The sequence below is a fragment of the Paraburkholderia solitsugae genome, assembly GCF_013177695.1.
Taxonomy (GTDB): Bacteria; Pseudomonadota; Gammaproteobacteria; order Burkholderiales; family Burkholderiaceae; genus Paraburkholderia; species Paraburkholderia solitsugae.
This window is the reverse complement of the sequence record NZ_WOEY01000009.1, coordinates 21942-47077: the sequence shown is the minus strand read 5'-3', so window position 1 is coordinate 47077 and position 25136 is coordinate 21942. Positions and strand designations below refer to the sequence as shown.

The window sequence follows — 25136 nt, the reverse complement described above, 5'->3', positions numbered from 1 at the left end:
GCTCCGAAAAACGTGGGGTTGGTCAGCAGTCTGAAGCCGCCTCGAAAGAAGCGGCTTTTTCGTATCAGGATTCGAAAGCGGCGGTGTCGTCGGCCGCTTCGAGGTCGACCTCGGCCGTGGCTACCGCCTCAATCGTGGCCGCAATCGTAGTCGCCGAAGCCGATGCGTCCAATTCCGGATTGCGCAGCTTTTCCAGCACCGAGGCCGGCACCGGCACATTGACCCGACTGATCACTTCGCCGTGCTGGAACATCATCAGATCGCCTGGCTGGAAAGCGGTCCACACTTCGTTATCGGTGAGCGGCTTGGTCGCGATGACGGCGACGCGGTCTTCCGGCGTCGTGTATTTGGCGAAATCGATTGACACGTCCGCATCGACCAGATGGGCGGTCGAGAACGGCCAGCGCCGCACGATGTAGTGCAGATGCGTCGAGCAATGTGCGAACTGCGCCTGGCCGTTCGACATCAGGAAATTGAACACGCCGAATTGCGTGATCTCGCGCGTGAGGGTTTCGAGCGCCTCGAACAGTTCTTCCAGCGGCGGTTGGCAGCCCGGGAACGCCTTGCGCAAACCTTGCAGCAGCGCGCAGAACGCGAGTTCGCTATCGGTCGTGCCGACAGGTTGATAGACGCCGTTTAGCGCCGGCGAATAATCTTTCAGGTCGCCGTTGTGCGCGAAGATCCAGTGGCGCCCCCACAGTTCGCGCATGAACGGATGGCAGTTTTCGAGCAGGATGTGCCCTTGCGTCGCCTTGCGGATATGCGCGATCGTGTTCTTCGATTTGATCGGGTAGCGCTTGACCATCTCGGCGATCGGCGAGGTGGCCGACGATTGATGATCGATGAACAGGCGGCAGGCTTTATCTTCGAAGAAGGCGATGCCCCAGCCGTCTGCATGGTGATCGGTGACGCCGCCGCGCGCCGCAAAGCCGGTGAACGAGAACGTGACGTCCGTCGGCGCGGCGCAGTTCATTCCGAGAAGTTGGCACATGTTGCGGGTAAGCCTGTGAACGGGGCAAGCCGTTACAATGATGATTTTCCAAGCATATCACCGAGCCAGAAGCGCCAAATAGCAAAATTGACGTATGTTTAGGCCTTAGCGTTGCGATTTGCTGTGATTTGTACCGCTTTGAGCATGCCGATTTGCTTTTTTGCCGCCGAATCTCGTTCCCCTCTCGCCATGACCGCTTCCAACGCCCCCCTCGATTCCATCGACTCCGTTACGCTCGCCCGCCCGGACGACTGGCACCTGCACGTTCGCGACGGCGAGATGCTCGCTGCCGTGCTGCCGGACACCGCGCGCCAGTTCGGCCGCGCGATCATCATGCCTAACCTGAAGCCGCCGGTCACCACAACCGCGATGGCGCAGGCGTACCGCGAGCGCATCGTCGCCGCGATCCCGGCCGGGGCGAAGTTCGAGCCGCTGATGACGCTGTACCTGACCGACAACACGCCGCCCGACGAAATCCGCCGCGCGCGCGAAAGCGGCTTCGTGCATGGCGTGAAGCTGTACCCGGCGGGCGCGACGACCAACTCGGACGCGGGCGTCACGGACATCATGAAGTGCGCCAAAACGCTCGAGGTGATGCAGGAGACCGGTATGCCGCTGCTGGTGCACGGCGAAGTGACCGATTCGTCGATCGACCTGTTCGACCGCGAGAAAGTGTTCATCGACCGCGTGATGACGCCGCTGCGCCGCGAATTTCCGGCGCTGAAGGTGGTGTTCGAGCACATCACCACGAAGGATGCCGTCGACTACATCCATGAAGCCGGCGTGGCGCCGGGGCTCTTGGGCGCGACGATTACCGCGCACCATCTGCTCTACAACCGTAACGCGATCTTCCAGGGCGGCATTCGCCCGCATTACTACTGCCTGCCGGTGTTGAAGCGCGAGACGCATCGCGTGGCGCTGGTCGAGGCGGCGACCTCGGGCAATCCGCGCTTTTTCCTCGGCACCGATAGCGCGCCGCATCCGAAGGGCTTGAAGGAGCACGCCTGCGGTTGCGCGGGTTGCTACACGGCGCTGCATGCGCTCGAGCTGTATACGGAAGCGTTCGACAAAGCCGGCGCACTGGACAAGCTCGAAGGCTTCGCCAGCTTCTTCGGTGCGGATTTCTACGGTCTGCCGCGCAGCGAAGAGAAGGTCACGCTGCGTCGCGAGGAATGGACGCTGCCGGCTGAATTGCCGGTCGGCGACACGCCTGTTGTGCCGCTGCGTGGCGGTGAGTCGATTGGTTGGCGCCTCGTCTGAGGTTGCGTTAGATGCAGGTGCAAGAGGCGGCGCGCGTGGGCTTCGGATTCGCCGATATCGACTGGTCCAGGCCGTGGTTCGCGCAGTTCGCGACGCGTGGCGAACGCTGGCAGCAGGGCGCGCTGACGAGCTACGCGGCCTTGCTGGCAGAAATGAACGCCGATGCCGGCGAGATGCGGCAGGTCACGGGGCGCGGTCAGCGCCTCGCGTTCATTGCCCAGGACGATCTGCCGCCGGGCGCGGCTTACGAGGCGCACATCGCGTCGACGGGCTGCGTGCCGACGCGCCACAACCTGCATGACTTCTTTAACGGGGCGATGTGGTTCGCGTTTCCGCGTATCAAGGCGGCGCTGAACGCGCGGCAGTCGGCGGCAATCGACGTGTTGGGCGTCGGCCCGACCCGCGGCGGCGTGCGCGACACGTTGACCTTGTTCGACGAGAACGCTTTGCTTTTCGCCTGTGCCGACCCCTCGCTGAGCGCGGCATTGCGCGGGTTCGACTGGCAGACGCTGCTGGTCGCTCACCGTGATGCCTGGGGCATGCGCTGCGAAGTGCGCTGCTTCGGTCACGCGCTGCTGGAAAAGCTGATCGCACCGTTCAAGGCCTGCACGGGCCATGCGTGGATCGTTGATGTGCCATCCGAGTACTTCGGCTGGGGCGCCGCGGCACGCGACGCATGGCTCGACGAGTCTGTCAGCACGGCACTATTGGGCACCGATGCATTGACGAGCCGCATGTTTGCGCCGCTGCCGGTGCTGGGGATTCCGGGCTGGTGGGCAGAGAACGAATCGCCCGCGTTTTACGACGATACGTCCGTCTTTCGCGCGGGGCGGCGTTCGCGCTAAAGGCCCGCAGGGCTTATATCCCGGCTCAAGCGGCTTGGGCGGTTGCCGCGCGTAGGGTCGGGCCGAAGTGTCGATGCAGTTTGAGCGAGAGAGCGGCGCCATCCCGCTGTTCCAGTCGTCGAAGTCGCACGTATCCGCCCTAGTGTTAAAATGCGCCTCAGCAAAGCAGGCCAGGCAGTCGCGGCCTCTGCGGTTTCGGCCAAAGAGGGCGAGGAAAGTCCGGACTCCATAGGGCAGGGTGATGGCTAACGGCCATCCGTGGTGACACGCGGAACAGGGCAACAGAAAGCAAACCGCCGATGGCCCGGCGCAAGTCGGGATCAGGTAAGGGTGAAACGGTGCGGTAAGAGCGCACCGCGGCTGCTGCAAGGCAGACCGGCACGGTAACCTCCACCCGGAGCAATTCCAAGTAGGCAGGCTAGCATCTTCGAGATGCAGGACGGGGCCCCCGTCACGTCTGCGGGTAGGAAGCTTGAGCGCGTCAGTAATGGCGCGCCTAGAGGAATGACTGCTACGCGCGTCGCGTTTTCGGACATGGCGCGTGCACAGAATCCGGCTTATCGGCCTGCTTTGCCACCCAACAAAAAAATGCCGGCATCCTGGCGGACGCCGGCATTTTTATTTTGCCCCGCTGGTTGGGTCACATGCGCGGCGACTTGCGCCGGCGCATCACGCTCAACCCGCGACGATCTCGAACGAGTGTGTGAGGTCAGCGGTCTTCGCAATCATGATCGACGCCGAGCAGTATTTGTCGTGCGACAGATTGATCGCGCGTTCCACGGTGGCCGGGTTCAGGTTCTTGCCCGTCACGGTGAAGTGGAAGTGGATCTTGGTGAACACTTTCGGATCTTCGCTGGCGCGTTCAGCCTTCAGCGTCACCGAGCAGCCGGCGATTTCCTGGCGGCTTTTCTTCAGGATCATCACGACGTCGTACGCCGTGCAGCCGCCCGTGCCGAGCAGAACCATTTCCATCGGACGCGGCGCGAGATTGCGTCCGCCGCCTTCCGGCGCGCCGTCCATCGTGACCAGATGGCCGCTGCCCGTCTCGGCCGCAAATGCCATCCCGTCTTGCCCCATCCAGCTAACTTTGCATTCCATGCTGTGCTCCACCGCGTTGCGCTGATATTGAGACGGCATTGTAGCCCGCTGTTTGCGCGCCCGCCCGAAGGGACTTTCGCCGGAACTTATGCGCGATGATGGCTTGCGTGTTGCAGTGCGCCATGTTTCGCCAATTCGGGAATGCCCTGACGGGTTTAGGGGTTTTACTCTAGACGATGTCTGCTTATGCAGTTGCTTAAAAATTACTTAGTGTTTGATTTAAAAGGAAACTCGTCGTTTTTTGCCCTGAAGATGGCAATCTCACATTATGAGATTGCGTTTCGCAATGCAAATGTTCTTGCGTCGCACAAGGGCGCCTCATATAATCGTTTCCATCGGTTGCAGCAGTTCTGCAACCTCCGCTGTCTCCTCCACCTCCTCCTTTGGTGGATTAAACCCGAACCACTCGTTTGGGTTTTTTTTCGCCCGAGCATTCCTGCCACCGATGCTGTTCGGCGGACCACGAGGAAGGTCATAGGGCGCTGTCCGGCCGTCGCCGCGCACGACTTCTTGCCCCAAATCCCACAAATTTTGACTCGGTGTAGCAAATTCCTTTATAATTCAGGGCTTTTCCGCATCCGCGCCCGCGGAGGAAGTACCAGGGAGAGCCTGCACGCGCCTCGATGCGCACACTACAAGCAGGAAAAAATACATTGGGCGCAGCAATTTTTTTGGATCGATCATGAAGACGTTTTCCGCAAAAGCCCATGAGGTTACGCGTGAATGGTACGTGATTGACGCGACGGATAAGGTTCTCGGGCGTGTCGCCAGCGAAGTGGCACACCGTCTTCGCGGCAAGCACAAGCCTGAATTCACTCCGCACGTCGACACCGGTGATTTCATCATCGTTATCAACGCGGGCAAGCTCCGTGTCACGGGCAACAAGGCTACTGACAAGAAGTACTACCGTCACTCGGGTTACCCGGGCGGTATCTATGAAACGACGTTCGGCAAGATGCAAGAACGCTTCCCGGGCCGTGCGCTCGAGAAAGCGGTCAAGGGCATGCTGCCGAAGGGCCCGCTCGGCTACGCGATGATCAAGAAGCTGAAGGTCTACGCTGAAGCAACGCATCCGCATTCGGCACAACAGCCGAAAGCGCTCGAGATCTAAGGGGAGCCCACATGATCGGTAACTGGAATTACGGCACGGGCCGCCGCAAGAGCGCCGTCGCACGCGTCTTCATCAAGGCTGGCAAGGGCGAGATCATTGTAAACGGCAAGCCTATCGCCGATTACTTCTCGCGCGAAACGTCGCTGATGATCGTGCGTCAGCCGCTGGAACTCACGAACCACGGCGTCACGTTCGACATCAAAGTCAACGTGAACGGTGGCGGTGAAACGGGTCAAGCCGGTGCGGTTCGTCACGGCATCACCCGCGCGCTGATGGACTATGACGCAACGCTGAAGCCGGAACTGTCGAAGGCTGGCTTCGTGACGCGTGACGCTCGTGAAGTCGAACGTAAGAAGGTCGGCTTCCACAAGGCACGTCGCCGGAAGCAATTCTCGAAGCGTTAATCGCTTCGTGTGCGATCCGGCTTTCGGGCTGGAGCGCTGCAAAAGCCGCCAACGCTTTCGCGAAGGCGGCTTTTTTTATGATTTTTCGCGTTGGGTTTGCGACAACGGTTTTCTCGCTGGCGCGGTGATTTGGGCAGCTCAGGCAGGCTGGCAGCGGCTAGCGTGCCCGTCGATACCGTTTCGTGGAAGAACCCATTGATTTTGTGGGCTTCAGCACGATATTGAGATCAGCCCTACAATAGCGGTTAGAAGCTTTTTGGAGAGTTCGAATGAACGCAGTCACCGATACACCCGTGACCGAGATGCCCGCCCCCTTCGTTTTTACCGACGCAGCGGCTGACAAGGTCAAGCAACTGATCGAAGAAGAAGGCAATGCGGACCTCAAACTGCGCGTTTTCGTGCAGGGCGGCGGCTGCTCGGGCTTTCAGTACGGTTTTACGTTCGACGAAGCCGTCAATGAAGACGACACCGTCATGAACAAGAGCGGCGTCCAGCTGCTGATCGATTCGATGAGCTACCAGTATCTGGTCGGCGCTGAAATCGACTATAAGGACGACATCAACGGTGCGCAGTTCGTCATCAAGAACCCGAATGCTACGACCACCTGTGGTTGCGGCTCGTCGTTCTCGGTCTGATGGTCGGCCGGTCAGGCAAGAGGTTGTAAAAGACAGGTTGTAAAAGAAAACGGGGCTTCGGCCCCGTTTTTCATTGCATGAGCTCAAACCCAGACTCGGCGATTAGCGCGGGTAGATCGCGCCTAGCACGCGCTCCGCAGCGGCGCCCGTGACTGCCGGCAAATTGCCCGGCAAGCGCGCCACGCAGCGCATCGCCAGCCATGCGAACGCCAGCGGCTCGACCTGGCTCGGCGGCACGCCGAGCGCGTCGGTTGTCATCACGGGCACGCCGCCTACGCCGCTGTCCTCCAGCGCCTGCTGCAGGGCTTTCATAATCTCCGGATTGCGCGCACCGCCGCCACACACATAGACCGCCTTGGCGTCCGATGCATGCCGTTCGATTTCGCGAGCAACCGTTACCGCGGTCAGCGCGACCAGGGTGGCTTGCACGTCGGCGGGGGCGAGAGCGGCGAACGGTTGGAGCTTTGCATCCAGCCATTGTGCGTTGAACAAGTCGCGGCCGGTGCTTTTCGGCGGTTGCTGCGTGAAAAAGGGCTCGTCGAGCAGCGCGTTCAGCAACGTGCGATCGACCTGTCCGCTCGCGGCGAAATGGCCGTTTTCGTCGAAGGGCTTGCCGAGATGGCGCTGCGCCCATTCGTCGAGTAGCGCGTTCGCCGGCCCGCAGTCGAAGCCGCGCACGCCGCCGGTCCCGTTCAGGATCGTGATATTGCTGATGCCGCCTAGATTGCAGACCACCCGCGTTTCGTCTTTCGCGCCGAACACCGTGGCGTGAAACGCCGGCACGAGCGGCGCGCCCTGGCCGCCGGCCGCGACGTCGCGGCTGCGGAAATCGGCGACTACGTCGATGCTCATCATTTCCGCGAGCAGTGCGGGGTTGTTGATCTGCCGCGTGTAACCCTTTTCCGGCCGATGCCGCACCGTCTGGCCGTGGACGCCGATTGCACGGACTTCCGAGGCTGGCACGCGGCTGCCGTGCAGCAATTCGTGGCAGCACACGGTGTAGCGCGTGGCGAGCGCGTTAGCGGCCAGCGCTTCGCGTTCGATCTCGTTGTCCCCCGGCTGTTGAAGCGCGAACAGCGCCTCGCGCAAGCCCGCCGAAAAGCCGACAAACGCCTCGGCCAGCACCACCGGCGGCTTGCCTTGGGCAAACCTGACGGCGACACCGTCCACGCCGTCCATGCTCGTGCCGGACATCAATCCAAAGTAGACGCCGTCTGCGGGGTCTCGCGCCACGTTGCTGCTCCTCTCGATGATTCGTTGCGATCTGTTTTAGCAGATTATCGGTGCAATCGCGGTCGAATATAAAGCCTCACGAAGCCAATGGCGCGGCCCGGCACGCCGAAATCGTGCACAGGCGGGGGCGCTTGTGGCTGAGTCAGTGGGCGCGGCGGCGCGCATCTATGGGACAATCTCCTTTTTTCGCGACTTCACGTTTCCAGCATGAGCACCGAGTCCACCAAGCCTAGCCCCGCCTTCCCGATCACTGACGAAGTCCGTCACGCACTCGCCGTCACTAAACGCGGCGTCGACGAACTGCTGATCGAAGACGAATTCGCACAGAAGCTCGCGAAGAGCGCGGCCACCGGTGTGCCCCTGCGCATCAAGCTCGGCCTCGATCCGACCGCGCCTGACATCCATATCGGCCACACGGTCGTGCTGAACAAGATGCGCCAGTTGCAGGACCTGGGTCACACGGTGATTTTCCTGATCGGCGACTTCACGTCGCTGATTGGCGATCCGTCGGGCCGCAACGCCACGCGTCCGCCGCTCACGCGCGAGCAGATCGAATCGAACGCGAAAACGTATTTCGAGCAGGCCGCGCTCGTGCTCGACCGCGACAAGACCGAAATCCGTTACAACAGCGAATGGTCGATGCCGCTCGGCGCCGACGGCATGATCAAGCTCGCATCGCGCTACACGGTGGCGCGGATTCTCGAGCGCGAAGATTTCACCAAGCGTTTCCAGGGCGGCGTGCCGATCTCGATCCACGAATTCCTGTACCCGCTGATGCAAGGTTACGACTCGGTCGCGTTGAATGCCGACCTCGAGCTCGGCGGCACAGATCAGAAGTTCAACCTGCTGGTGGGCCGTGAACTGCAGAAGCAGTACGGTCAGGAACAGCAGTGCATCTTGACCATGCCGCTGCTCGAAGGCCTGGACGGCGTCGAGAAGATGTCGAAGTCGAAGAACAACTACATCGGCATCAGCGAAAAGCCGACGGACATGTTCGGCAAGCTGATGAGCATCTCCGATGTGCTGATGTGGCGTTATTTCGAATTGCTGTCGTTCCGTCCGATGGACGAGATCGCCGGCTTCAGGAAAGAGATCGAAGCGGGCCGCAATCCGCGCGATTTCAAGGTGATGCTCGGTCAGGAAATCGTCGCACGCTTCCACTCGCAAGCCGATGCCGAGCGCGCGCTCGAAGACTTCAACCATCGCGCGAAGGGCGGGGTGCCGGACGATATTCCGGTGGTCACGCTCGCGGGCGCACCGCTCGCGATCGGCCAGTTGCTCAAGCAGGCCAACCTCGTGCCGTCGACCAGCGAGGCGCTGCGCAACATCGAGCAGGGCGGCGTGAAAATCGACGGCGCGACTGTGTCAGACAAGGGCTTGAAGGTTGAAGCCGGTGAGTACGTCGTGCAGGTCGGCAAGCGTCGTTTTGCGCGCGTCACGCTGACGGCTTGATGGCTTGTTGGCCCAGCGATAACGCGATGATGATTCGAGCGTTGCATTCGGAGTCGAGCCGATGATCGCGCTGATCCAGCGCGTGCGGCGCGCGGAAGTGCGGGTAGGCGACCGCGTGACCGGCGCGATCGAGGCGGGCCTGCTCGCGCTCGTCTGCGCCGAACGCGGCGACACGGAAGGCGCAGCCGACCGGCTGCTTGCCAAGGTGCTCGGTTACCGCGTCTTCAGCGATGCGGCCGGCAAGATGAATCTCTCCGTGCAGAATCTCGACGGTGCCGGGCGCGCGGGCGGCTTGCTGCTTGTTTCGCAGTTCACGCTGGCGGCTGACACCAACAGTGGCCTGCGTCCGAGCTTCACGCCTGCAGCGCCGCCCGATGAAGGTAAGCGGCTATTCGATTACTTCGTCTCGGCGGCGCGCGCAAAGCACCCGATCGTCGAGACGGGCGAGTTCGGCGCCGACATGCAGGTGTCGCTCGTCAATGACGGGCCGGTCACGTTCTGGCTACAGACCAACGCTTGAGTTTCGACTGCCGTCGCCTAGTGTAGGCGGGGCGCGGGCCGGTCACGTTCTGGCGGCAGACCAACGCCCGAGTTTCGACTGCCGTCGCATGGTGCATGCGGAGGCACGCATCCACTCCTCCAGCCGCTTTTTGCGACAATAGCGGCTCGGCATAACTGGCTCCTGGTGCCCACTCTGATCCCATGACCACGCAGATTCTGTTCATCCGCCACGGCGAGACCGACTGGAACCGCATCAAGCGCATTCAAGGTCACATCGACATCCCGCTCGCGACGACCGGCCTCGCGCAGGCGCAGCGCCTTGCACGCCGCATCGCGAATGAGGTGAAAGAGGGCGTGCGGCTCGACGCGATCTATTCAAGCGATCTGCAACGCGCTCAGCAAACCGCGCAGCCGATCGCCGACGCGCTCGGCCTGCCGTTGCAACTACGCGAAGGTTTGCGCGAGCGTTCATACGGCGCGTTCCAGGGGCATGACAGCGATGAAATCGCCGTCCGCTTCCCAGATGAGTACGCGCACTGGCAAACCCGCGATCCGGGTTTCGCGCCGCCGGAAGGCGAGTCGCAACGCACGCTCTACCATCGCGTATTGCATGCGATCGAGCCGATCGTCGCCGCGCATCCAGGCGGACGGATCGCCTGTGTCGCGCACGGTGGCGTGCTGGACTGTGTGCGCCGGTTCGCGTGCGGCTTGTCACTCGATGCGCCGCGTGATTACGCGTTGCTGAACACGAGTGTCAACGTGGTGGATTACGCCGACGACGCCAGCAAGGCGACGATCGTGTCATGGGCGGACGTGTCGCATCTCGATGCGCCGAGCGATGACGATAGCTTCAAGAAGGTGCCCGAACCGGGGCGTTGATCGGCGAAGCGTTATTTGGCTTGGAGCTATCTTGCGGCAAGACGATTTCGCAGGGAGCGCTCTCGTCGACGCGGACTACTTCGACTCGCGCGTAGCCGCCACACGTCGGCGTGCCCGCTTCGAGACACCGTTCACCAGCGCCCAGCGGATCACCGGTGCGACCAGCCTCACGCCGGGCCTCGTGACCGCACGGCGAATGCCGGCGAATCGTTCGAACCCCAACATCGTTTGCGCCCAATCGGGCAGCAGATCGACGCCGGCATTCAACATCAATGCTCCCGCGGGCCGCATCGCTGCAGTCGGGGCGGGCGCATTCATCAGAACTCTCACGACTTCTTGAGTGCGCTCGCTGGCCACCAACTCGGGCTGCATGGCGAGCAGATAAGCGTCAATCTCGGCACGTGAGCGCGGAATGTTCGACGCGCCGAGCATCTCGGCGATGCGCGCGGTTTCCGCGAAGTATCGATCCTGCGCGGCGACGGGCAGCAAAGGGTTCACGTACCGCAGGTGCGCAGCCATGAAACTCGACACTTCAGCCACGTGCACCCACGTCAGCAGGGCAGGGTCGCTCGCGCGATACGGCCGGCCATCAGGTCCAACGCCAGTGACGCCAAGGTGAATGCGCTTTACGCGCTCAATCAGCGCTAAAGCATCGAGCTGGCTGCCATACGTCGTGCCGGAGATGAAAGTCGCGGTTCGGCGCAGGCGCCCCAGAATATCGGTGCGAAACGTCGAATGGTCCCATACGCCGGCGAGTGCCAGCGGATGCAGCGCCTGGAGCAGCAATGCGCTGATGCCGCCCGTCATCATCGACGTGAAGTCGGCGTGGACTTTCCAGCACACGGAGTCGGGCCCGAAGAGGCCGGGGTCTCCTGGCGGCGATGAGTAGTCGAGTGTGGGGCCGCTGCCGGTTGTCAGATGCGTGACGCCGGCCGCCAGTTTCGAGCGGATTCTGCCCGCGAGTAACTGCGCGAGGCCGCCGCGTGAAGTGGGCTGCTTGATTTGATCGGACATCCCTAAATCGGTCTCACGCGGCGTGTATCCGGCTCAGGTTGCGGCCGCATCCCACAGGCCGGATATGGGACTCGAAGCGTCCGGCGCGGCGAGACCGAAATGCCGGTACGTGAGCAGTGTAGCGACGCGGCCGCGCGGCGTGCGTTGCAGGAAGCCTTGCTGGATCAGATACGGTTCGAGCACGTCTTCGATCGTGTCGCGCTCTTCGCCGATTGCCGCCGCCAGATTGTCGACGCCGACCGGGCCGCCGTCGAACTTGTGCAGGATCGCTTCGAGCAGTTTGCGGTCCATCAGGTCGAAGCCGACCGCGTCCACGTCGAGCATTTTGAGCGCGGCGTCGGCCACTTGCGCGGTGATGTTGCCGTCCGCTTTCACTTCGGCGAAATCGCGCACACGGCGCAGCAGCCGGTTCGCGATCCGCGGCGTGCCACGTGCGCGCTTGGCGATTTCAAATGCGCCGTCCGGATGGATCTGCGCATGCAGCAACGACGCCGAACGCGTGACGATGCGCGCCAGTTCTTCGGCATTATAAAACTCGAGCCGTGCGACGATCCCGAAGCGATCGCGTAGCGGATTGGTCAGCATGCCCGCACGGGTGGTTGCGCCGACCAGCGTGAACGGCTGCAGATCGAGCTTCACGCTGCGCGCGGCCGGTCCTTCGCCGATCATGATGTCGATCTGATAGTCCTCCAACGCCGGATACAGAATTTCTTCGACGACCGGCGAGAGCCGATGGATTTCGTCGATGAACAGGACGTCGTTGGCTTCGAGATTGGTGAGCAGCGCGGCAAGGTCACCGGCGCGTTCGAGCACCGGGCCGGAGGTTTGCCGCAGATTGACGCCCATTTCCCGCGCGATGATGTGCGCGAGCGTGGTCTTGCCGAGACCCGGCGGCCCAAACAGCAGCACGTGGTCGAGCGACTCGGACCGGCGCTTGGCAGCCTCGATGAAGATTTCCAGCTGACCGCGTATTTTTTCCTGCCCAACATATTCTTCGAGCTGGCGCGGGCGCAACGCGCGCTCGAACGCTTCTTCGTTCGGCGAGACGGGCGTGGCCGCGATGATGCGCTCGGCGGCGAGTTTGTCGGTTTCGATCATCCGGTCATTGTACCGCGCGCGCCCCGAAGGAAGTCCCCTTGGGCGGCGCCCGGTGCGAAACCCGGCCGAACGGCCAGGGTGTGCGGCGCGCCGCCGTATGCGAAGCTTGACCCATCGCATGCGGCGCCACCGACATGGCCTGTTTTAACCCTTGGACAACGCCTTCAACGCGAGCTTGATGCCCTCGGAAACGCCGGTGCCGGCCGGCACGTTCTTGACGGCCGCCAACGCTTCTTTTTCGGAGTAACCCAATGCGAGCAGTGCGTTCAGGATATCGGAGGCATGGTTGGATGCCGACGCCGCGCCGGCCATCGCGCCCAGGTCGGCGCCGATCTTGCCCTTCAGTTCGAGGAGCAGCCGCTCCGCCGTCTTCTTGCCGATGCCCGGCACGCGAGTCAGGCGCGCTGCGTCCTGCATCGTGACGGTCTGCGCCAGTTCGTGCACGCTCATCCCGGAGAGCACGGCGAGCGCCATGCGCGCGCCGATGCCCGTAATCTTCAGCAACTCGCGGAAGGTCGAGCGTTCTTCGGCGGTGCCGAAGCCATAGAGCAGATGCGCGTCTTCACGCACGATCATTTGCGTGAGCAGCACGACGCGTTCGCCGGTCGACGGCAGGTTGTAGAACGTGCTCATCGGCACATCGACTTCGTAACCGACGCCGTTGCAGTCGACGAGCAGATGCGGCGGGGTTTTTTCCAGCAGAACGCCGGCAATGCGACCGATCATGGCGAATTCAATCTTGAGAGAAAGGGCGAGTGTAGCGCAGCGAGTGCGCGTCGGGCGTGGCGCGCACCACGATCCGTGCGCGCGTAACGCGAACGTGGCTGGAGCGCCGCCTTCGCCTACCCCACTAACCGCCCGCGCCGCACTCGCAAGCCTTTCTTGGCCAGCGATGGCGCAATACCGCCCAGCGTGCTCAGAGTCGTGCCGCCGTGTGCGTGGCAAATCGCCATGCCGAGGGCGTCGGCCGCGTCGGTGCTGGGCACGCCGGAGAGGTTGAGCAGTCGCACCACCATCTGCTGCATCTGCTCCTTGGTCGCGCGGCCGTAGCCGACCACAGCCTGCTTCAACTGCAGCGCCGTATATTCGGCGACCGGCACACCGCCCGCCACCAGGCCACAGATCGCCGCACCGCGCGCCTGGCCGAGCAGCAGGGTGGATTGCGGGTTGACGTTGACGAACACCTTTTCGATCGCCGACTGATCCGGCGAATGCTGACGGACCAGCGTCGAAATACCTTCGAAAATGGTGCCGAGACGCGATGGCAGATCGGCGTCGGCGGTCTTGATCACGCCGCTTGCGACGTAGCTAAGCGTGTGTCCAGTTTGATCGATTACGCCAAAACCGGTCACGCGCAAGCCGGGGTCGATGCCGAGAATTCTCATGAGGTGCCGCATCTGCGGTGAAAACTAAGTGCTTGCGATACTACAACGAACGCGTGGTGCGGCGGTCGGTGTGCAGCGATGCCGACGGAATAAAAACTGTCGCATGCGTTGAAAGGGGATCACGCACACACGCAAAAGAAAACGGCCCGGCGGAAATCTCCGTCGGGCCGTTTCGCTCAAGCCTGGTTTGCGACTACCGCGTCATAAAGAATCAGGCGGTGTCCGCGAAGCCGGAATCAATGCCGGAAGTGACGCACGCCAGTCAACACCATCGCAATGTTGTGCTCGTCCGCCGCGCTGACCACTTCGTCATCGCGCATCGAGCCGCCCGGTTGAATCACGCAGGTCGCGCCTGCCGCGACCACCACGTCCAGACCGTCGCGGAACGGGAAGAACGCATCCGACGCCACGGCCGAACCGGTCAGCGTCAGACCGGCATTCTGCGCCTTGATGCTGGCGATGCGCGCCGAGTCCACGCGGCTCATCTGGCCCGCGCCGACGCCGAGCGTCATGCCGTTGCCGCAGAACACAATCGCGTTCGACTTCACGTACTTCGCCACGCGCCATGCGAACAGCAGGTCGTCCATTTCCTTCGGCGTCGGGTGACGTTTCGTGACCACGCGCAATTCGCGCGGCTGCACGTTCTTCGAATCGAGCGATTGCACTAGCAGGCCGCCGCCGACGCGCTTCAGATCGAACGCGTTATGGCCGTCACCCAAAGCGATTTCCAGCAGACGCACGTTCTGCTTGGCCGCGAACACCTGGCGAGCCGCCGTGCTGAACGACGGTGCGATCAGCACTTCGACGAACTGCTTGGCCACCGCTTGCGCCGCCGTTTCGTCGACTTCACGGTTGAACGCGATGATGCCGCCGAACGCCGAGGTCGGATCGGTCTGGAACGCCTTTGCATACGCTTCGTTCGCGTCCGCGCCCACTGCAACGCCGCACGGATTCGCGTGCTTGACGATCACGCAAGCCGGCACGTCGAACGTCTTCACGCATTCCCACGCTGCATCGGAATCGGCGATGTTGTTGTACGACAGTTCCTTGCCTTGCAACTGGTTGTAGTTTGCCAGCGCGCCCGGTTGCACCACCAGGTCGCGGTAAAACGCAGCGCTCTGATGCGGGTTTTCGCCGTAGCGCAGGTCCTGCACCTTGTCGAACGCCAGGTTGAACGTAGCCGGGTAAGCATTGCGCGACGAATGTTGCAGCTCGTCGGTCAGGCTCGTCAGGTAGTTCGTGATCGCGCCGTCGTACTGCGCGGTGTGCGCGAATACCTTGGTAGCCAGACGGAAGTTCGTCTTGTACGAAACCGCGTTGCTGTTCGCGCGCATTTCCTCGAGCACGACCGCGTAATCCGCCGGATCGACCACCACCGTCACGTCGCGATGATTCTTCGCGGCCGAGCGCAGCATGGTCGGGCCGCCGATGTCGATGTTCTCGATCGCGTCTTCCAGCGAGCACACTTCCTTCGACACGGTCTGCACGAACGGGTACAGATTCACGACCAGCAGGTCGATCGTCGGGATGTCGTGCTTTTCAAGCGCTGCCATGTGTTCCGGCAGGTCGCGGCGCGCGAGAATGCCGCCGTGCACCTTCGGATGCAGCGTTTTCACGCGCCCGTCCAGCATTTCCGGGAAGCCCGTGTAGTCGGCGACTTCGGTGACGGACAGACCCGCGTCCGCGAGCAGTTTCGCGGTGCCGCCGGTCGACAGGATCTTGACGCCGAGGTCCGACAGCGACTTGGCGAAGTCGACGATGCCGGACTTGTCGGAAACGGAGATGAGCGCTTGCTTGATCATGATGAAGACGAAAAGCCGAAGGGAAACGTGGCAGGGCGCCGAAAAACTACAACAAACCGTGCTGTTGCAGCTTCTTGCGCAGCGTATTGCGGTTGATGCCGAGATACTCGGCGGCCAGCGACTGATTGCCGCCGGCCTGCTCGAGCACCACTTCGAGCAAGGGTTTTTCCACGCACGAAATCACCATGTCGTAGACGTCGTGCGGATTGGAGCCGTCGAGATCCTGGAAGTACATCCCCAGGCTATCGCGGACAGATTGTTCGATATTGTTCTTGCTCATGCTGCTAGTCGGTCGGTATGGTCCGGCTCGCCGTCGTTCTTGGTGAGCGTCTCGTCGACGTAGACGAGGCGGTCGGAGATCGCCTTTTGGGCGTCGAAGAATTCGTTGACGGCGAGGAGTTGTTCGCGCGTGGTGTCCAGCGTATTCATGCGGTGCCGGAACACGTTGGCGCCAGAAAGGCCGCGAGTGTACCAGCCGATATGCTTACGTGCTGTGCGCACACCCGTAAATTCGCCGTAGAACGCGTAGTGATCTTCGAGATGCTCGTTCATCACCTGCTGGATTTCGTCGATGCGTGGCGGCGGCAGCAACTCGCCCGTTTGCAGGAAATGCTCGATCTCGCGGAACAGCCACGGACGCCCCTGCGCGGCGCGGCCGATCATGATGGCGTCGGCGCCGGTGGCGGCGAGCACCTCGCGGGCTTTTTGCGGCGACGTAATGTCGCCATTGGCGACCACCGGAATGCGCACCGCCGCTTTGACGGCGGCAATGGTCTCGTATTCGGCGTCGCCGTGATACAGGTCGGCGCGCGTGCGGCCGTGCACGGTCAGCATCGAAATGCCGGCGGCCTCGGCCAGACGCGCTACCGTCAAAGCGTTCTTGTTGTCGCGATCCCAGCCGGTGCGGATCTTCAGCGTGACGGGCACCGCGTCAGGGCCGATGCCCACCGCGCCTACCACCGCCTCGACGATGCGCTGCACCAGCGGTTCGTTCTGCAGCAAGGCGGAGCCCGCGGCCACGTTGCACACCTTCTTGGCCGGGCAGCCCATGTTGATGTCGATGATCTGCGCGCCGTTCGCCACGTTGTAGCGCGCGGCTTCGGCCATCATGGCCGGATCGGCGCCGGCGATCTGCACGGCAATCGGCTCGACCTCGCCCGTGTGGTTGGCACGGCGCATGGTCTTTTCGCTTTTCCACAGTTGCGCGTTCGAGGCGACCATTTCCGACACCGCATAGCCCGCGCCCAGCCGTTTGCACAACTGCCGGAACGGCCGGTCGGTCACGCCGGCCATGGGGGCGACGAACAGGTTATTACGCAGATTGTGGGAGCCGAGAGTAGGCATGACTTGGACGCGCCTGCGACCGATTGATCAAATTCTGTCAATCGGAGCATTCGCGAAATGCGAGGGAAAACCGCTATTTTAGCGTTAACGGATAGCCGACACCCGACTTGCGTCTGTCGTAACTCATTAAATCTTCTATGAAAGTGGTCCGGTTCATAGAACCGGCACCGCTCGCGGGGCCCTGCCTGATCTGCCTAAAAAGGCTGCAGCGGCCGCGGGGCGCGAGCGGGCGGCGCGCTCAGCGGCGCTGACCGAACATCATTTGCCGCGCCAACGCGGTTTTCACCGGCGGCACGAATTCGAGCGCGGTGAGGGCGAGGCCGCGCAAGGTGGCGAGCGGGGGGAAGTCGACGGTGAACAGGCGCGCAAGCGTGTCGGTCGCGCCGATCGTCAGGCGCCGGTCGAGCGCGCGGCGTTGCGCGAACGTCGCCAGCGCGAGCGGGGTGGGGCCTTCCGTGGACAAGGCATCGGCGAGCGCGTGCGCGTCGCGCAGACCGAGATTCAGACCTTGGCCCGCCACTGGATGCAGCGTTTGCGCCGCATTGCCGATTGCGACGACATGGCCCTTTACCAGCGTATCGACCGCATTCAGTCCTAGCGGGAACGAGGCGCGCCCCCTTATTTGCGTAAAGCGGCCCATGCGGTTGCCGAATGCGGCACCGAGTTCGCTCAGGAATTCGTCGTCCGTGAGTTGCGTGCGTCGCGCGGCTTCGTCGGGTGCGCAGCACCAGACCAGCGCGTAATTCGCGCCGCGCACGCCGCCCATCGGCAGCAGCGCGATCGGCCCTTGCGACGTGAAGCGCTCCCATGCCACATGCGGTTGCGGCGCCGACACGGTGACCGTGCCGACCAGCGCGGTCTGCCCGTAATCGCGCGTGCCGCCGCTGGCACTGTGACCAGCGCTGCTACCCGCGCTCCCGGCGGGTTTCTGGTCGCCGAACAGGCCGCCTTCGGCATTCACCAGAATCCGCGTGCGCAGATTGCGTGTGACACCCGCGGTTTCGATCGGCAGCGTGACACCGTCGAGGTCCTGAGTCGGGGCCGCGGCGGAGGTGGACCGGAACCAGTGCACGGACGTCGCATGAACCGCTTCGGCAAGACCATGCACGATCGACCCATAACGCAGCACGTAGCCTAGCGCCGGCAGGCCGTGCTCGCTGTGGTCGATCAGCGTGCGGCCGAAGTGGCCGCGCTGCGACACGTGGATGCGCTGGATCGCGGTGGCGTCAGCGGGCCAGCGCAGCGGTTCGAGAATCATCCGGCTGCCATGCGACACGGCGATCGCACGCGGATCGGCAATCGAATCTTCCGGCTCGCGCGCGTCGATCAGTGCGATCTTCAGCGCCCGCGTCGCGCTGCGGCGCGCCAGCCAGCCGGCAAGCGCCAGCCCGACCGGCCCGGCGCCGACGATCGTCACGTCGAAATCGAAGGAATGATCGGACGCGGCGGGCTTCAGAATCACCGTCGACTGGGAAACGTCGTTCATTGCGGGTTACTTCCTTGGGTGACTGCCTGGGTTGCTACTGGGTTACTTCCCGGCTTCCTGGGCCGTGCGGGCTTCCTGCATCAGCGCCTCGATCTCGTCGGCCGCCACCGGGACGTCGCGCGTGAGCAGCTCGCAGCCGGTGGGCGTGACGATCGCGTCGTCCTCGATGCGGATACCGATGTTCCAGTAGCGCTCGGGCACACCTTCGGTCGGACGAATATACAGACCGGGCTCGACGGTCAGCGTCATCCCCGCCTGCAGCGTGCGCCACGGCAGTGCGCCCGCTTCGTCGCGCGGCGCACCGCGTTCGCGGTAGTCGCCGACATCGTGCACGTCCATGCCGAGCCAGTGGCCGGTACGGTGCATATAGAACGGCGCATAGGCGCGCTCGGCGATCACGGCGTCGACCGAGGCGAACTTCGTGCGGTCGATGATGCCGGTATCGAGCAGACCCTGCGACAGCATCCGCACGGCGGCCTGATGCGGATCGTCGAAGGTGGCGCCGACGCGGGTGGCGTCGACGGCAGCCTGCTGCGCGGCCAGCACGATGTCGTACAGCTCGCGCTGCGCCGGCGTGAAGCGGCCGCTCGCCGGGAAGGTGCGGGTGATGTCGGATGCGTAGCCGTCGAGCTCGCAGGCGGCGTCGATCAGGATCAGGTCGCCGTCCTGGGCAATCGCGTTGCCGGCGGGGTAGTGCAGCACGCAGGCATTGGCGCCTGCGGCGACAATCGACGTGTAGGCGGGCGCCTGCGCGCCGAATTTGCGGAATGTGTAGAGCAGCTCGGCTTCGAGTTCGTACTCGCGCACGCCGGGGTGGCAGGCGGCCATCGCACGGCGATGCGCTTGCGCGGAAATCTGTCCGGCGCGGCGCATGATGGCGAGTTCGTGGGGATCCTTAACGAGCCGCATGTCGTCGATCAATGGGATCAGGTCACGCGCGACGGTAGGGGTGGCGACCCCGCCGCGGCCTTGTGCGCGTACGGCATCGAGCCAGCCGCGCACCTGTTCGTCCAGTTGCGCCGAGGTGCCGAGCGCGTAATGCAGCGACGGCTTGTCGGCGAGAATGCGCGGCAATTGCGTATTGACTTCGCTGACAGCGAAGGCTGCGTCGAAGCCGAACGCCTCGCGCGCGCCGTCTGGCCCAAAACGGAAGCCTTCCCACGTCTCGCGCTCGACATTCTTCTCGCGGCAGAACAGGATCGAAGCCGGCTCGCCCGGCGCGGCGCTTGCATCGAGCACCAGCCACGCCTCGGGTTCGGTGAAGCCCGTCAGATAGTAGAAGTAGCTATCGTGCCGGTAGGGGTAGTCGGCGTCCCGGTTACGCAGCTTTTCCGGCGCGGTGGGGACGATGGCGACGCCCCCGCCCGCCGCGCGCAGCGCGGCGAGTACGCGCTCGCGGCGCGTGCGGTAGACGTCGATGGCGATGGTGGGTTCGGTCGGCTGGTTCATCGTGCGATTGTAGCGCCCAATGTGGAGACTTATTCTGCACGGATACTGGGGTTCCAGGTGGGGGCGCCTGGCTGGCGCGTCCGGCAAGCGCTGTGCCCGGGTCAGGCGCGATGGCGGCAGCCCGCCGTGCCTGGCGCCTGTCTTTCCGTCAATCGGCCAATTAGCCGGGTAGACGCCTGGCGCGCGGCGCGGCAATGTTGCTATCCATCCACAGCCAGCATTCATGCGGCTTGCGAAGATACGGCGCTATGCTCGGGAACGGCGCCAACCACTTATACTTTCGCCGAATTCAAGAAAAGGCAGACGGTAATGATGAAACTCATCGGTTCGCTCGCCAGCCCGTTCGTGCGTAAGGCACGGATCGTTCTGGCCGACAAGAAGATCGACTACGAATTCGTGCCCGAGAACGTCTGGGCGCCGGATACCACGATTCACACCTTCAATCCGATCGGCAAGGTGCCGTGCCTCGTGATGGAAGACGGCGAAGCGGTATTCGACTCGCGGGTGATCTGCGAATACGTGGATACGCTGTCGCCGGTCGGCAAGCTGATTCCGCCGTCCGGGCGCGAGCGCGTCGAAGTGCGCTGCTGGGAGGCGCTCGCCGACGGCATCCTTGACGCTGCGGTGCTGATTCGCCTCGAAGGCACCCAGCGCACGCCCGAGCAGCGCGTGGACGCGTGGGTGGCGCGGCAACAACGCAAGATCGACGAAGGCCTGATCGCGATGTCGCAAGGCTTGGGCAGCAAGCCGTGGTGCGCGGCCAATCACTACACGCTCGCGGACATCGCGTTGGGCTGCGCGCTGGGCTACCTCGATTTCCGCATGCCCGAGTTGAACTGGCGCGAAGGGTATCCGAATCTGGACAAGCATTTCCAGAAGCTGTCCTTGCGTCAGTCGTTCATTGATACGGTGCCGGCGGATTGAGCGCGAATCGGTAAAGCGGTACTTTTTTGCAAAACGCGCGCTCGTGGCATGCCAGAGCGCGCGTTTTTTACATGCGATGGGATTGTCGCTGCGATTCAACCGGCGCGTGGGGATACCGGGCCGGACTGCTTGCTGCTTAGGCAGTCCGGCTGAGGCTTACTGCTTGCCGTTCCGGCGTCGCGTAATTCCCGGCCCGAACGCAAACCCGAACGCCAGCAGCAGCAACGAAACCGCCAGCACCGTGTTATTGCCGCTCGTCACATAGGGCGTGCTGCCCGAGGTGCCTTGCACCGTCACATCGAGCGAGCCGATCGTGTACGGCGTCAGGCGTCCGATCACCTTGCCGTTGGCGTCGATTGCGGCGGTCATGCCGGTGTTGGTGGCGCGCAGCATTGGCCGGCCGGTTTCCAGTGATCGCATGCGCGCGATCTGCAGATGCTGGTCCAGGGCGATGGTGTCGCCGAACCAGGCGAGATTGGTCGAGTTGACCAGCACGCCTGCCGGCGTATCGCTCTCGCGGATGTTCCGCGCGATCTCTTCGCCGAAAATATCCTCGTAGCAGATGTCGACGGACACCGGCTGGTTGTGCACGATGAACGGCTTTTGCACCGGCGCGCCGCGCGCGAAATCGCCGAGCGGAATGTTCATCAGATTCACGAACCAGCGGAAGCCCCACGGCACGAATTCGCCGAACGGCACGAGATGGTGTTTGTCGTAGCGATACACCTCGCGCGTGCCCGGTGTGACGCCGAACAGGCTGTTCGTGTAGTCGACCACCTGGCCTTCCGGCGTGATGGTGCCGCCGATCGCACCGAACACGATCGAGGTGCCGGTCGTATCCGAGAAGTTGCGCACCGCCGACGCGAACTGCGGCGGCAATTGCTGTGCGAGCACCGGAATGGCGGTTTCCGGCGTGACAACCAGGTCGGCCGGTTTCGACGTGATCATCTGCTGATACTGGTCGATCGCGGCGCGCATGCCGGCTTCTTCGAACTTCATTTCCTGTTTGACGTTGCCTTGCAAGAGGCGCACCGTCAGCGGCGCGTTGGCCGGCAGGGTCCATTGCACGAGCGGCAGCAGCAGGCCGGCTGCGATCAGCGCAACCGCGATTCCCCCCGGCACGACGACGCCCGCGATACCGCGTTTAGCCCCATTGCCGGCATTTCCAGCCTTGCCGATTGCGGCGGCATCAAGCCGCCCGCGCGAAGGTAGCACCGGTACCAGCGCCTGCACGATCAACGCCGCGACCAGCGCCAGCATCCAGCCGACGCCGTACACGCCCGCCACCGGTGCAAACCCGGCGAGCGGGCCGTCTACCTGCGCATAACCGCTCGCGAGCCACGGAAAGCCGGTGAACACAGTGCCGCGCAACCATTCACCGATCGCCCACGCGCTCGCAAAAGCCAGCGCGCCGTGCCAGGTCGGCGAGAACGGTTGGTCGGTGTCCGACGCGCCGTTGCGCGCGTGCCCCGCGCAGAACGACCAGATGCCCGCGGCGAGCGCCGGATACACTGCCAGATACAGCGAGAACAGGACGACCGCCGCGCCCGCGAGCGGCGCGGCCATGCCGCCGTAGTCGTGCATGCTGACGTACAGCCACCAGACACCGGTGGCGAAGTTGCCGAAGCCGAACGCGCCGCTCGTCAGCGCGGCGCTTTTCCAGCCGGTCGTGCGCGTGAGCCATGCGAAGAAGAACACGAAGATCACGAGTTCGAGCCAGCCGCCATGCGGCGTGGGCGCGAATGACAGCGTATTGGCCGCACCGGCGGCCAACGCGACGAGGTAATGCCAGCGGGGCAGGACACGGCCGCGCGCTTCTCGAGCGGCCGGGGCACTCACGCCGCGGCGCGAACGGGATGTAATCGGGTCGGCCATTGTTGCGCGGTCGGCGTGAGGAGTGGAAGAAGCGAAGAAAAGAAGCGGATCAGGTCTGCACGTGCTGGGCTTCGCGCTCGCGCTGGCCGGCAAGCGGGTCGCGGCGCACCAGCAGCATGTGAATCTGGCGGGCGTCGCCGCGCAGAATCTCGAAGATCAGATCGTCGAGGCGGACTTTTTCACCACGATGCGGCACCCGGCCGAAATGATGTGTGACGAGCCCGCCGATCGTATCGACTTCGTCGTCCGAGTAATGCGTGCCGAAGGCCTCGTTGAACTGCTCGATCTCAGTGAGCGCGCGCACGCGGAAGCGGCCGTCCGGCGAGGCGATGATATTGCCGCTTTCCTCGTCGAAATCGTATTCGTCTTCGATATCGCCGACTATCTGTTCCAGCACGTCTTCGATCGTAATCAGGCCGGCCACGCCGCCGTATTCGTCGACCACCACCGCGAGGTGATTGCGATTCACGCGGAAGTCGTGCAGCAGCACGTTCAGGCGCTTCGATTCCGGGATGAAGACGGCGGGGCGCAGCATGCCGCGCACGTCGAATTCGTCTTCAGCGTAGTAGCGCAGCAGGTCTTTCGCGAGCAGCACACCGATGATGTTGTCGCGATTGCCCTCGTAAACCGGATAGCGCGAGTGCGCCTTTTCCAGCACGTAGGGGATGAATTCGGCGGGATTGTCCGCGATGTTGATCGCGTCCATTTGAGCGCGCGGCACCATGATGTCGCGGGCGCTGAGTTCGGACACCTGGAATACGCCCTCGATCATCGACAGCGAGTCGGCATCGATCAGGTTGCGCTCGTGCGCATCCTGCAGGATTTCCAGAAGTTCGGCGCGCGAGTCGGGCTCGGGCGAGATGAAGTCGGTCAAACGCTCGAGGAGTGAGCGTTTCTCTTGCGGTTTGTCGATTTGGCGTCGACTGGGATACGTGTCGTTCATGGTAGTGCGCCCGGCGAGGCTGGGCGCGCTGTTGCAGAGTATTAAGGATACACCAGGCACATGGCAGGACCGTGTCCTGCCGGGCTGGGCGTGAGTGATGTGACAAATCCGCCCGGCCGCGTGCGGTGGGCGTGGGTCAATCCTAACTGATTACGCGAGGAAAAGCGTTTTGGAGCAAAAAAGTAGGGTGGCCCTCGTGGTTGCCCCGCGGTTGCCTTATTTCTGCCGGGCCTCGCGGCTTTCCTCGCGGCAACGCTCGAGCAGCGCTTCAAGCGCGCGGTCGGGCATGCCGCTTTCGCGCAGCGCATGGACGGTGCGGCTGACATAGTCGAGCGTGGTGCCGTAGCGGCCGCTCGCGCAGCCGAACACGGTTTTGACGACCTCGTCGCGCAGTTTGCCGGTGTAGGACGGCGCGTCGCGGCGCATCACGAAGGCGAGCGCGTCGACGCGCCGGCCGTCGGCGAGGACGCAGGGCAACCAGGCCGGGCGGTACGAACCCATCGGCATTTCGCGGCGCCACAACGCTTCCAGATGCGGCATCGCACCCTGGGCGGCAAGGCGGAAGGCGATGCCGGAGCACGAGCCGCCGCGATCGAGCGCGAGCACGAGGCCCGGCTGTTCGGGCGTACCGCGATTCACGCGCGACCACAGATACAGGCCGCGGTGATAGCCGTGCACTTTCGAACGGGCCGCTTCGACGGTGGGCAGACCGGGATTCCAGATCAGCGAACCATAACCGAACAGCCACAGATCGCTTTGACGGTCCCAGTCGCGCAACGCGCATGCAAGCGATGCGCGCAACTCCTCGTCCGTTAGCAGCCGCGATTCGCCGAGTGCGGGCGGATAGTCCGGGCAGGGCGTGCTTCGCGTATCGGCTTCAGGGGAGGACGTGCTCACGGTGGTTTTTGAACGGTGATGGCAAAGACTATTGATAAGGATCCGGGAAACCGAGCTTGCCGAGAATTTCAGTCTCGATCGCTTCCATTTCCTCGGCCTCTTCCTCGACCTCGTGGTCGTAGCCTTGCGCATGAAGGGTGCCGTGCACCAGCAGATGCGCGTAGTGCGCGATCAGCGGCTTACCTTGTTCGGCGGCTTCCTTTTCCACTACCGGGCAGCACAGGATCAGGTCGCCGGTCACCGGATCGTCTTCCGATTCGGCGTATGCGAAAGTCAGTACGTTGGTCGAATAGTCTTTGCCGCGATAGGTGCGGTTCAGTGTGCGGCCTTCTTCGGCGTCGACGAAACGCACGGTCAGCTCGCCGTCTGCGAAGAGCGCCGCCTTGACCCAACCGGCCACAGTGGCGCGGGGCAGCAGCGCCTTGTGTTCCGGCCAGGCTTTGGCGGCGGGAAATTGCAGATTCAAAGTCAGTTTCGGTGCGCGGCTCATGCGGTATCGATGTGTTGCCT

25 protein-coding genes and 1 other RNA gene are annotated in these 25136 nt (G+C 63.3%); 10 read left to right on the top strand and 16 right to left on the bottom strand.

All coding sequences use genetic code 11. The features are described from left to right. Positions 1-64 precede the first annotated feature (64 nt). Positions 65-991 carry a class II glutamine amidotransferase gene (locus tag GNZ12_RS01575; protein ID WP_172308691.1) on the bottom strand — a complete coding sequence of 309 codons (927 nt, stop codon included), beginning with the start codon at positions 989-991 and terminating at the stop codon, positions 65-67. Between the two features lie 189 nt (positions 992-1180). On the opposite strand from GNZ12_RS01575, the gene pyrC reads away from it, so the two are divergent. The 3 genes from pyrC (at position 1181) to rnpB (ending at position 3672) form a co-directional block, all read left to right on the top strand. After that, positions 1181-2251: a dihydroorotase gene (gene pyrC / locus GNZ12_RS01570; RefSeq protein WP_172308690.1), complete on the top strand. Its 1071-nt coding sequence runs from the start codon at positions 1181-1183 to the stop codon at positions 2249-2251. An 11-nt stretch (positions 2252-2262) separates the two neighbouring features. Continuing rightward, a complete protein-coding gene (locus GNZ12_RS01565; protein WP_172308689.1) occupies positions 2263-3096 on the top strand; it encodes a DUF3025 domain-containing protein in 834 nt (277 codons plus the stop codon). A gap of 162 nt (positions 3097-3258) precedes the next feature. After that, positions 3259-3672: RNase P RNA component class A (gene rnpB / locus GNZ12_RS01560), an RNA gene on the top strand. 99 nt (positions 3673-3771) lie between these two features. Here the strand turns inward: rnpB and GNZ12_RS01555 are convergent. Then, entirely contained in the window at positions 3772-4194 is a 423-nt protein-coding gene (locus tag GNZ12_RS01555; RefSeq protein ID WP_172308688.1) for an OsmC family protein, read from the bottom strand. A 682-nt stretch (positions 4195-4876) separates the two neighbouring features. Here GNZ12_RS01555 and rplM point away from each other — a divergent pair. The 3 genes from rplM to erpA all read left to right on the top strand — a co-directional run bounded on the left by rplM (position 4877) and on the right by erpA (position 6344). Next, positions 4877-5305 carry a 50S ribosomal protein L13 gene (gene rplM / locus GNZ12_RS01550; RefSeq protein ID WP_007180422.1) on the top strand — a complete coding sequence of 143 codons (429 nt, stop codon included), beginning with the start codon at positions 4877-4879 and terminating at the stop codon, positions 5303-5305. Positions 5306-5316: 11 nt separating this feature from the next. Continuing rightward, complete coding sequence (rpsI, locus tag GNZ12_RS01545; protein WP_007180423.1) at positions 5317-5709, top strand: 30S ribosomal protein S9; 393 nt, start codon at positions 5317-5319, stop codon at positions 5707-5709. Positions 5710-5978: 269 nt separating this feature from the next. After that, positions 5979-6344: an iron-sulfur cluster insertion protein ErpA gene (gene erpA / locus GNZ12_RS01540; protein WP_007180424.1), complete on the top strand. Its 366-nt coding sequence runs from the start codon at positions 5979-5981 to the stop codon at positions 6342-6344. A gap of 102 nt (positions 6345-6446) precedes the next feature. On the opposite strand, the gene GNZ12_RS01535 is transcribed toward erpA, so the two are convergent. Further along, positions 6447-7577, bottom strand: coding sequence for an anhydro-N-acetylmuramic acid kinase (locus GNZ12_RS01535; protein WP_172308687.1), 1131 nt, complete (start codon positions 7575-7577; stop codon positions 6447-6449). A gap of 207 nt (positions 7578-7784) precedes the next feature. Here GNZ12_RS01535 and tyrS point away from each other — a divergent pair, with 207 nt between their 5' ends. From tyrS to GNZ12_RS01520, 3 genes are all read left to right on the top strand, one after another. Next, on the top strand, positions 7785-9029 hold the full coding sequence (gene tyrS, locus GNZ12_RS01530) for a tyrosine--tRNA ligase (RefSeq protein WP_172308686.1): 1245 nt from the start codon (positions 7785-7787) through the stop codon (positions 9027-9029). A gap of 61 nt (positions 9030-9090) precedes the next feature. Further along, positions 9091-9549, top strand: coding sequence for a D-aminoacyl-tRNA deacylase (dtd, locus tag GNZ12_RS01525; protein WP_120303006.1), 459 nt, complete (start codon positions 9091-9093; stop codon positions 9547-9549). A gap of 182 nt (positions 9550-9731) precedes the next feature. Continuing rightward, complete coding sequence (locus GNZ12_RS01520; RefSeq protein WP_172308685.1) at positions 9732-10409, top strand: histidine phosphatase family protein; 678 nt, start codon at positions 9732-9734, stop codon at positions 10407-10409. A 75-nt stretch (positions 10410-10484) separates the two neighbouring features. Here the strand turns inward: GNZ12_RS01520 and GNZ12_RS01515 are convergent, their stop codons facing one another. The 9 genes from GNZ12_RS01515 to GNZ12_RS01475 all read right to left on the bottom strand — a co-directional run bounded on the left by GNZ12_RS01515 (position 10485) and on the right by GNZ12_RS01475 (position 19987). After that, the gene (locus tag GNZ12_RS01515) at positions 10485-11423 is read right to left on the bottom strand and encodes an oxygenase MpaB family protein (protein ID WP_172308684.1); all 939 of its coding nucleotides are present in this window, start codon (positions 11421-11423) and stop codon (positions 10485-10487) included. Between the two features lie 33 nt (positions 11424-11456). Continuing rightward, positions 11457-12521 carry a Holliday junction branch migration DNA helicase RuvB gene (gene ruvB / locus GNZ12_RS01510; RefSeq protein WP_172308683.1) on the bottom strand — a complete coding sequence of 355 codons (1065 nt, stop codon included), beginning with the start codon at positions 12519-12521 and terminating at the stop codon, positions 11457-11459. Between the two features lie 144 nt (positions 12522-12665). Then, positions 12666-13247, bottom strand: coding sequence for a Holliday junction branch migration protein RuvA (gene ruvA / locus GNZ12_RS01505; protein WP_172308682.1), 582 nt, complete (start codon positions 13245-13247; stop codon positions 12666-12668). Between the two features lie 116 nt (positions 13248-13363). Then, positions 13364-13906 carry a crossover junction endodeoxyribonuclease RuvC gene (gene ruvC, locus GNZ12_RS01500; protein WP_074282234.1) on the bottom strand — a complete coding sequence of 181 codons (543 nt, stop codon included), beginning with the start codon at positions 13904-13906 and terminating at the stop codon, positions 13364-13366. Between the two features lie 236 nt (positions 13907-14142). Then, on the bottom strand, positions 14143-15708 hold the full coding sequence (gene purH / locus GNZ12_RS01495) for a bifunctional phosphoribosylaminoimidazolecarboxamide formyltransferase/IMP cyclohydrolase (protein ID WP_172308681.1): 1566 nt from the start codon (positions 15706-15708) through the stop codon (positions 14143-14145). A gap of 46 nt (positions 15709-15754) precedes the next feature. Then, positions 15755-15988, bottom strand: coding sequence for a Fis family transcriptional regulator (locus GNZ12_RS01490; protein ID WP_007180440.1), 234 nt, complete (start codon positions 15986-15988; stop codon positions 15755-15757). Continuing rightward, positions 15985-17052, bottom strand: coding sequence for a tRNA dihydrouridine synthase DusB (gene dusB / locus GNZ12_RS01485; RefSeq protein ID WP_120303011.1), 1068 nt, complete (start codon positions 17050-17052; stop codon positions 15985-15987). Before dusB ends, GNZ12_RS01490 begins: the two co-directional genes overlap by 4 nt. 238 nt (positions 17053-17290) lie before the next feature. Next, entirely contained in the window at positions 17291-18538 is a 1248-nt protein-coding gene (locus GNZ12_RS01480) for a UbiH/UbiF/VisC/COQ6 family ubiquinone biosynthesis hydroxylase (protein ID WP_172308680.1), read from the bottom strand. Positions 18539-18580: 42 nt separating this feature from the next. Further along, positions 18581-19987, bottom strand: a complete 1407-nt coding sequence (locus GNZ12_RS01475) for an aminopeptidase P N-terminal domain-containing protein (protein WP_172308679.1) — start codon at positions 19985-19987, stop codon at positions 18581-18583. Positions 19988-20296: 309 nt separating this feature from the next. On the opposite strand from GNZ12_RS01475, the gene GNZ12_RS01470 reads away from it, so the two are divergent. Then, the gene (locus GNZ12_RS01470; protein WP_172308678.1) at positions 20297-20911 is read left to right on the top strand and encodes a glutathione S-transferase C-terminal domain-containing protein; all 615 of its coding nucleotides are present in this window, start codon (positions 20297-20299) and stop codon (positions 20909-20911) included. Between the two features lie 156 nt (positions 20912-21067). On the opposite strand, the gene lnt is transcribed toward GNZ12_RS01470, so the two are convergent. From lnt to ybeY, 4 genes are all read right to left on the bottom strand, one after another. After that, complete coding sequence (gene lnt, locus GNZ12_RS01465; RefSeq protein WP_172308677.1) at positions 21068-22786, bottom strand: apolipoprotein N-acyltransferase; 1719 nt, start codon at positions 22784-22786, stop codon at positions 21068-21070. Positions 22787-22835: 49 nt separating this feature from the next. Further along, positions 22836-23729, bottom strand: a complete 894-nt coding sequence (locus GNZ12_RS01460) for an HlyC/CorC family transporter (protein ID WP_074282241.1) — start codon at positions 23727-23729, stop codon at positions 22836-22838. Between the two features lie 216 nt (positions 23730-23945). Continuing rightward, complete coding sequence (locus GNZ12_RS01455) at positions 23946-24626, bottom strand: gamma-glutamylcyclotransferase (protein WP_172308676.1); 681 nt, start codon at positions 24624-24626, stop codon at positions 23946-23948. 28 nt (positions 24627-24654) lie between these two features. Further along, entirely contained in the window at positions 24655-25116 is a 462-nt protein-coding gene (gene ybeY, locus GNZ12_RS01450) for an rRNA maturation RNase YbeY (protein WP_172308675.1), read from the bottom strand. Positions 25117-25136: the final 20 nt, after the last annotated feature.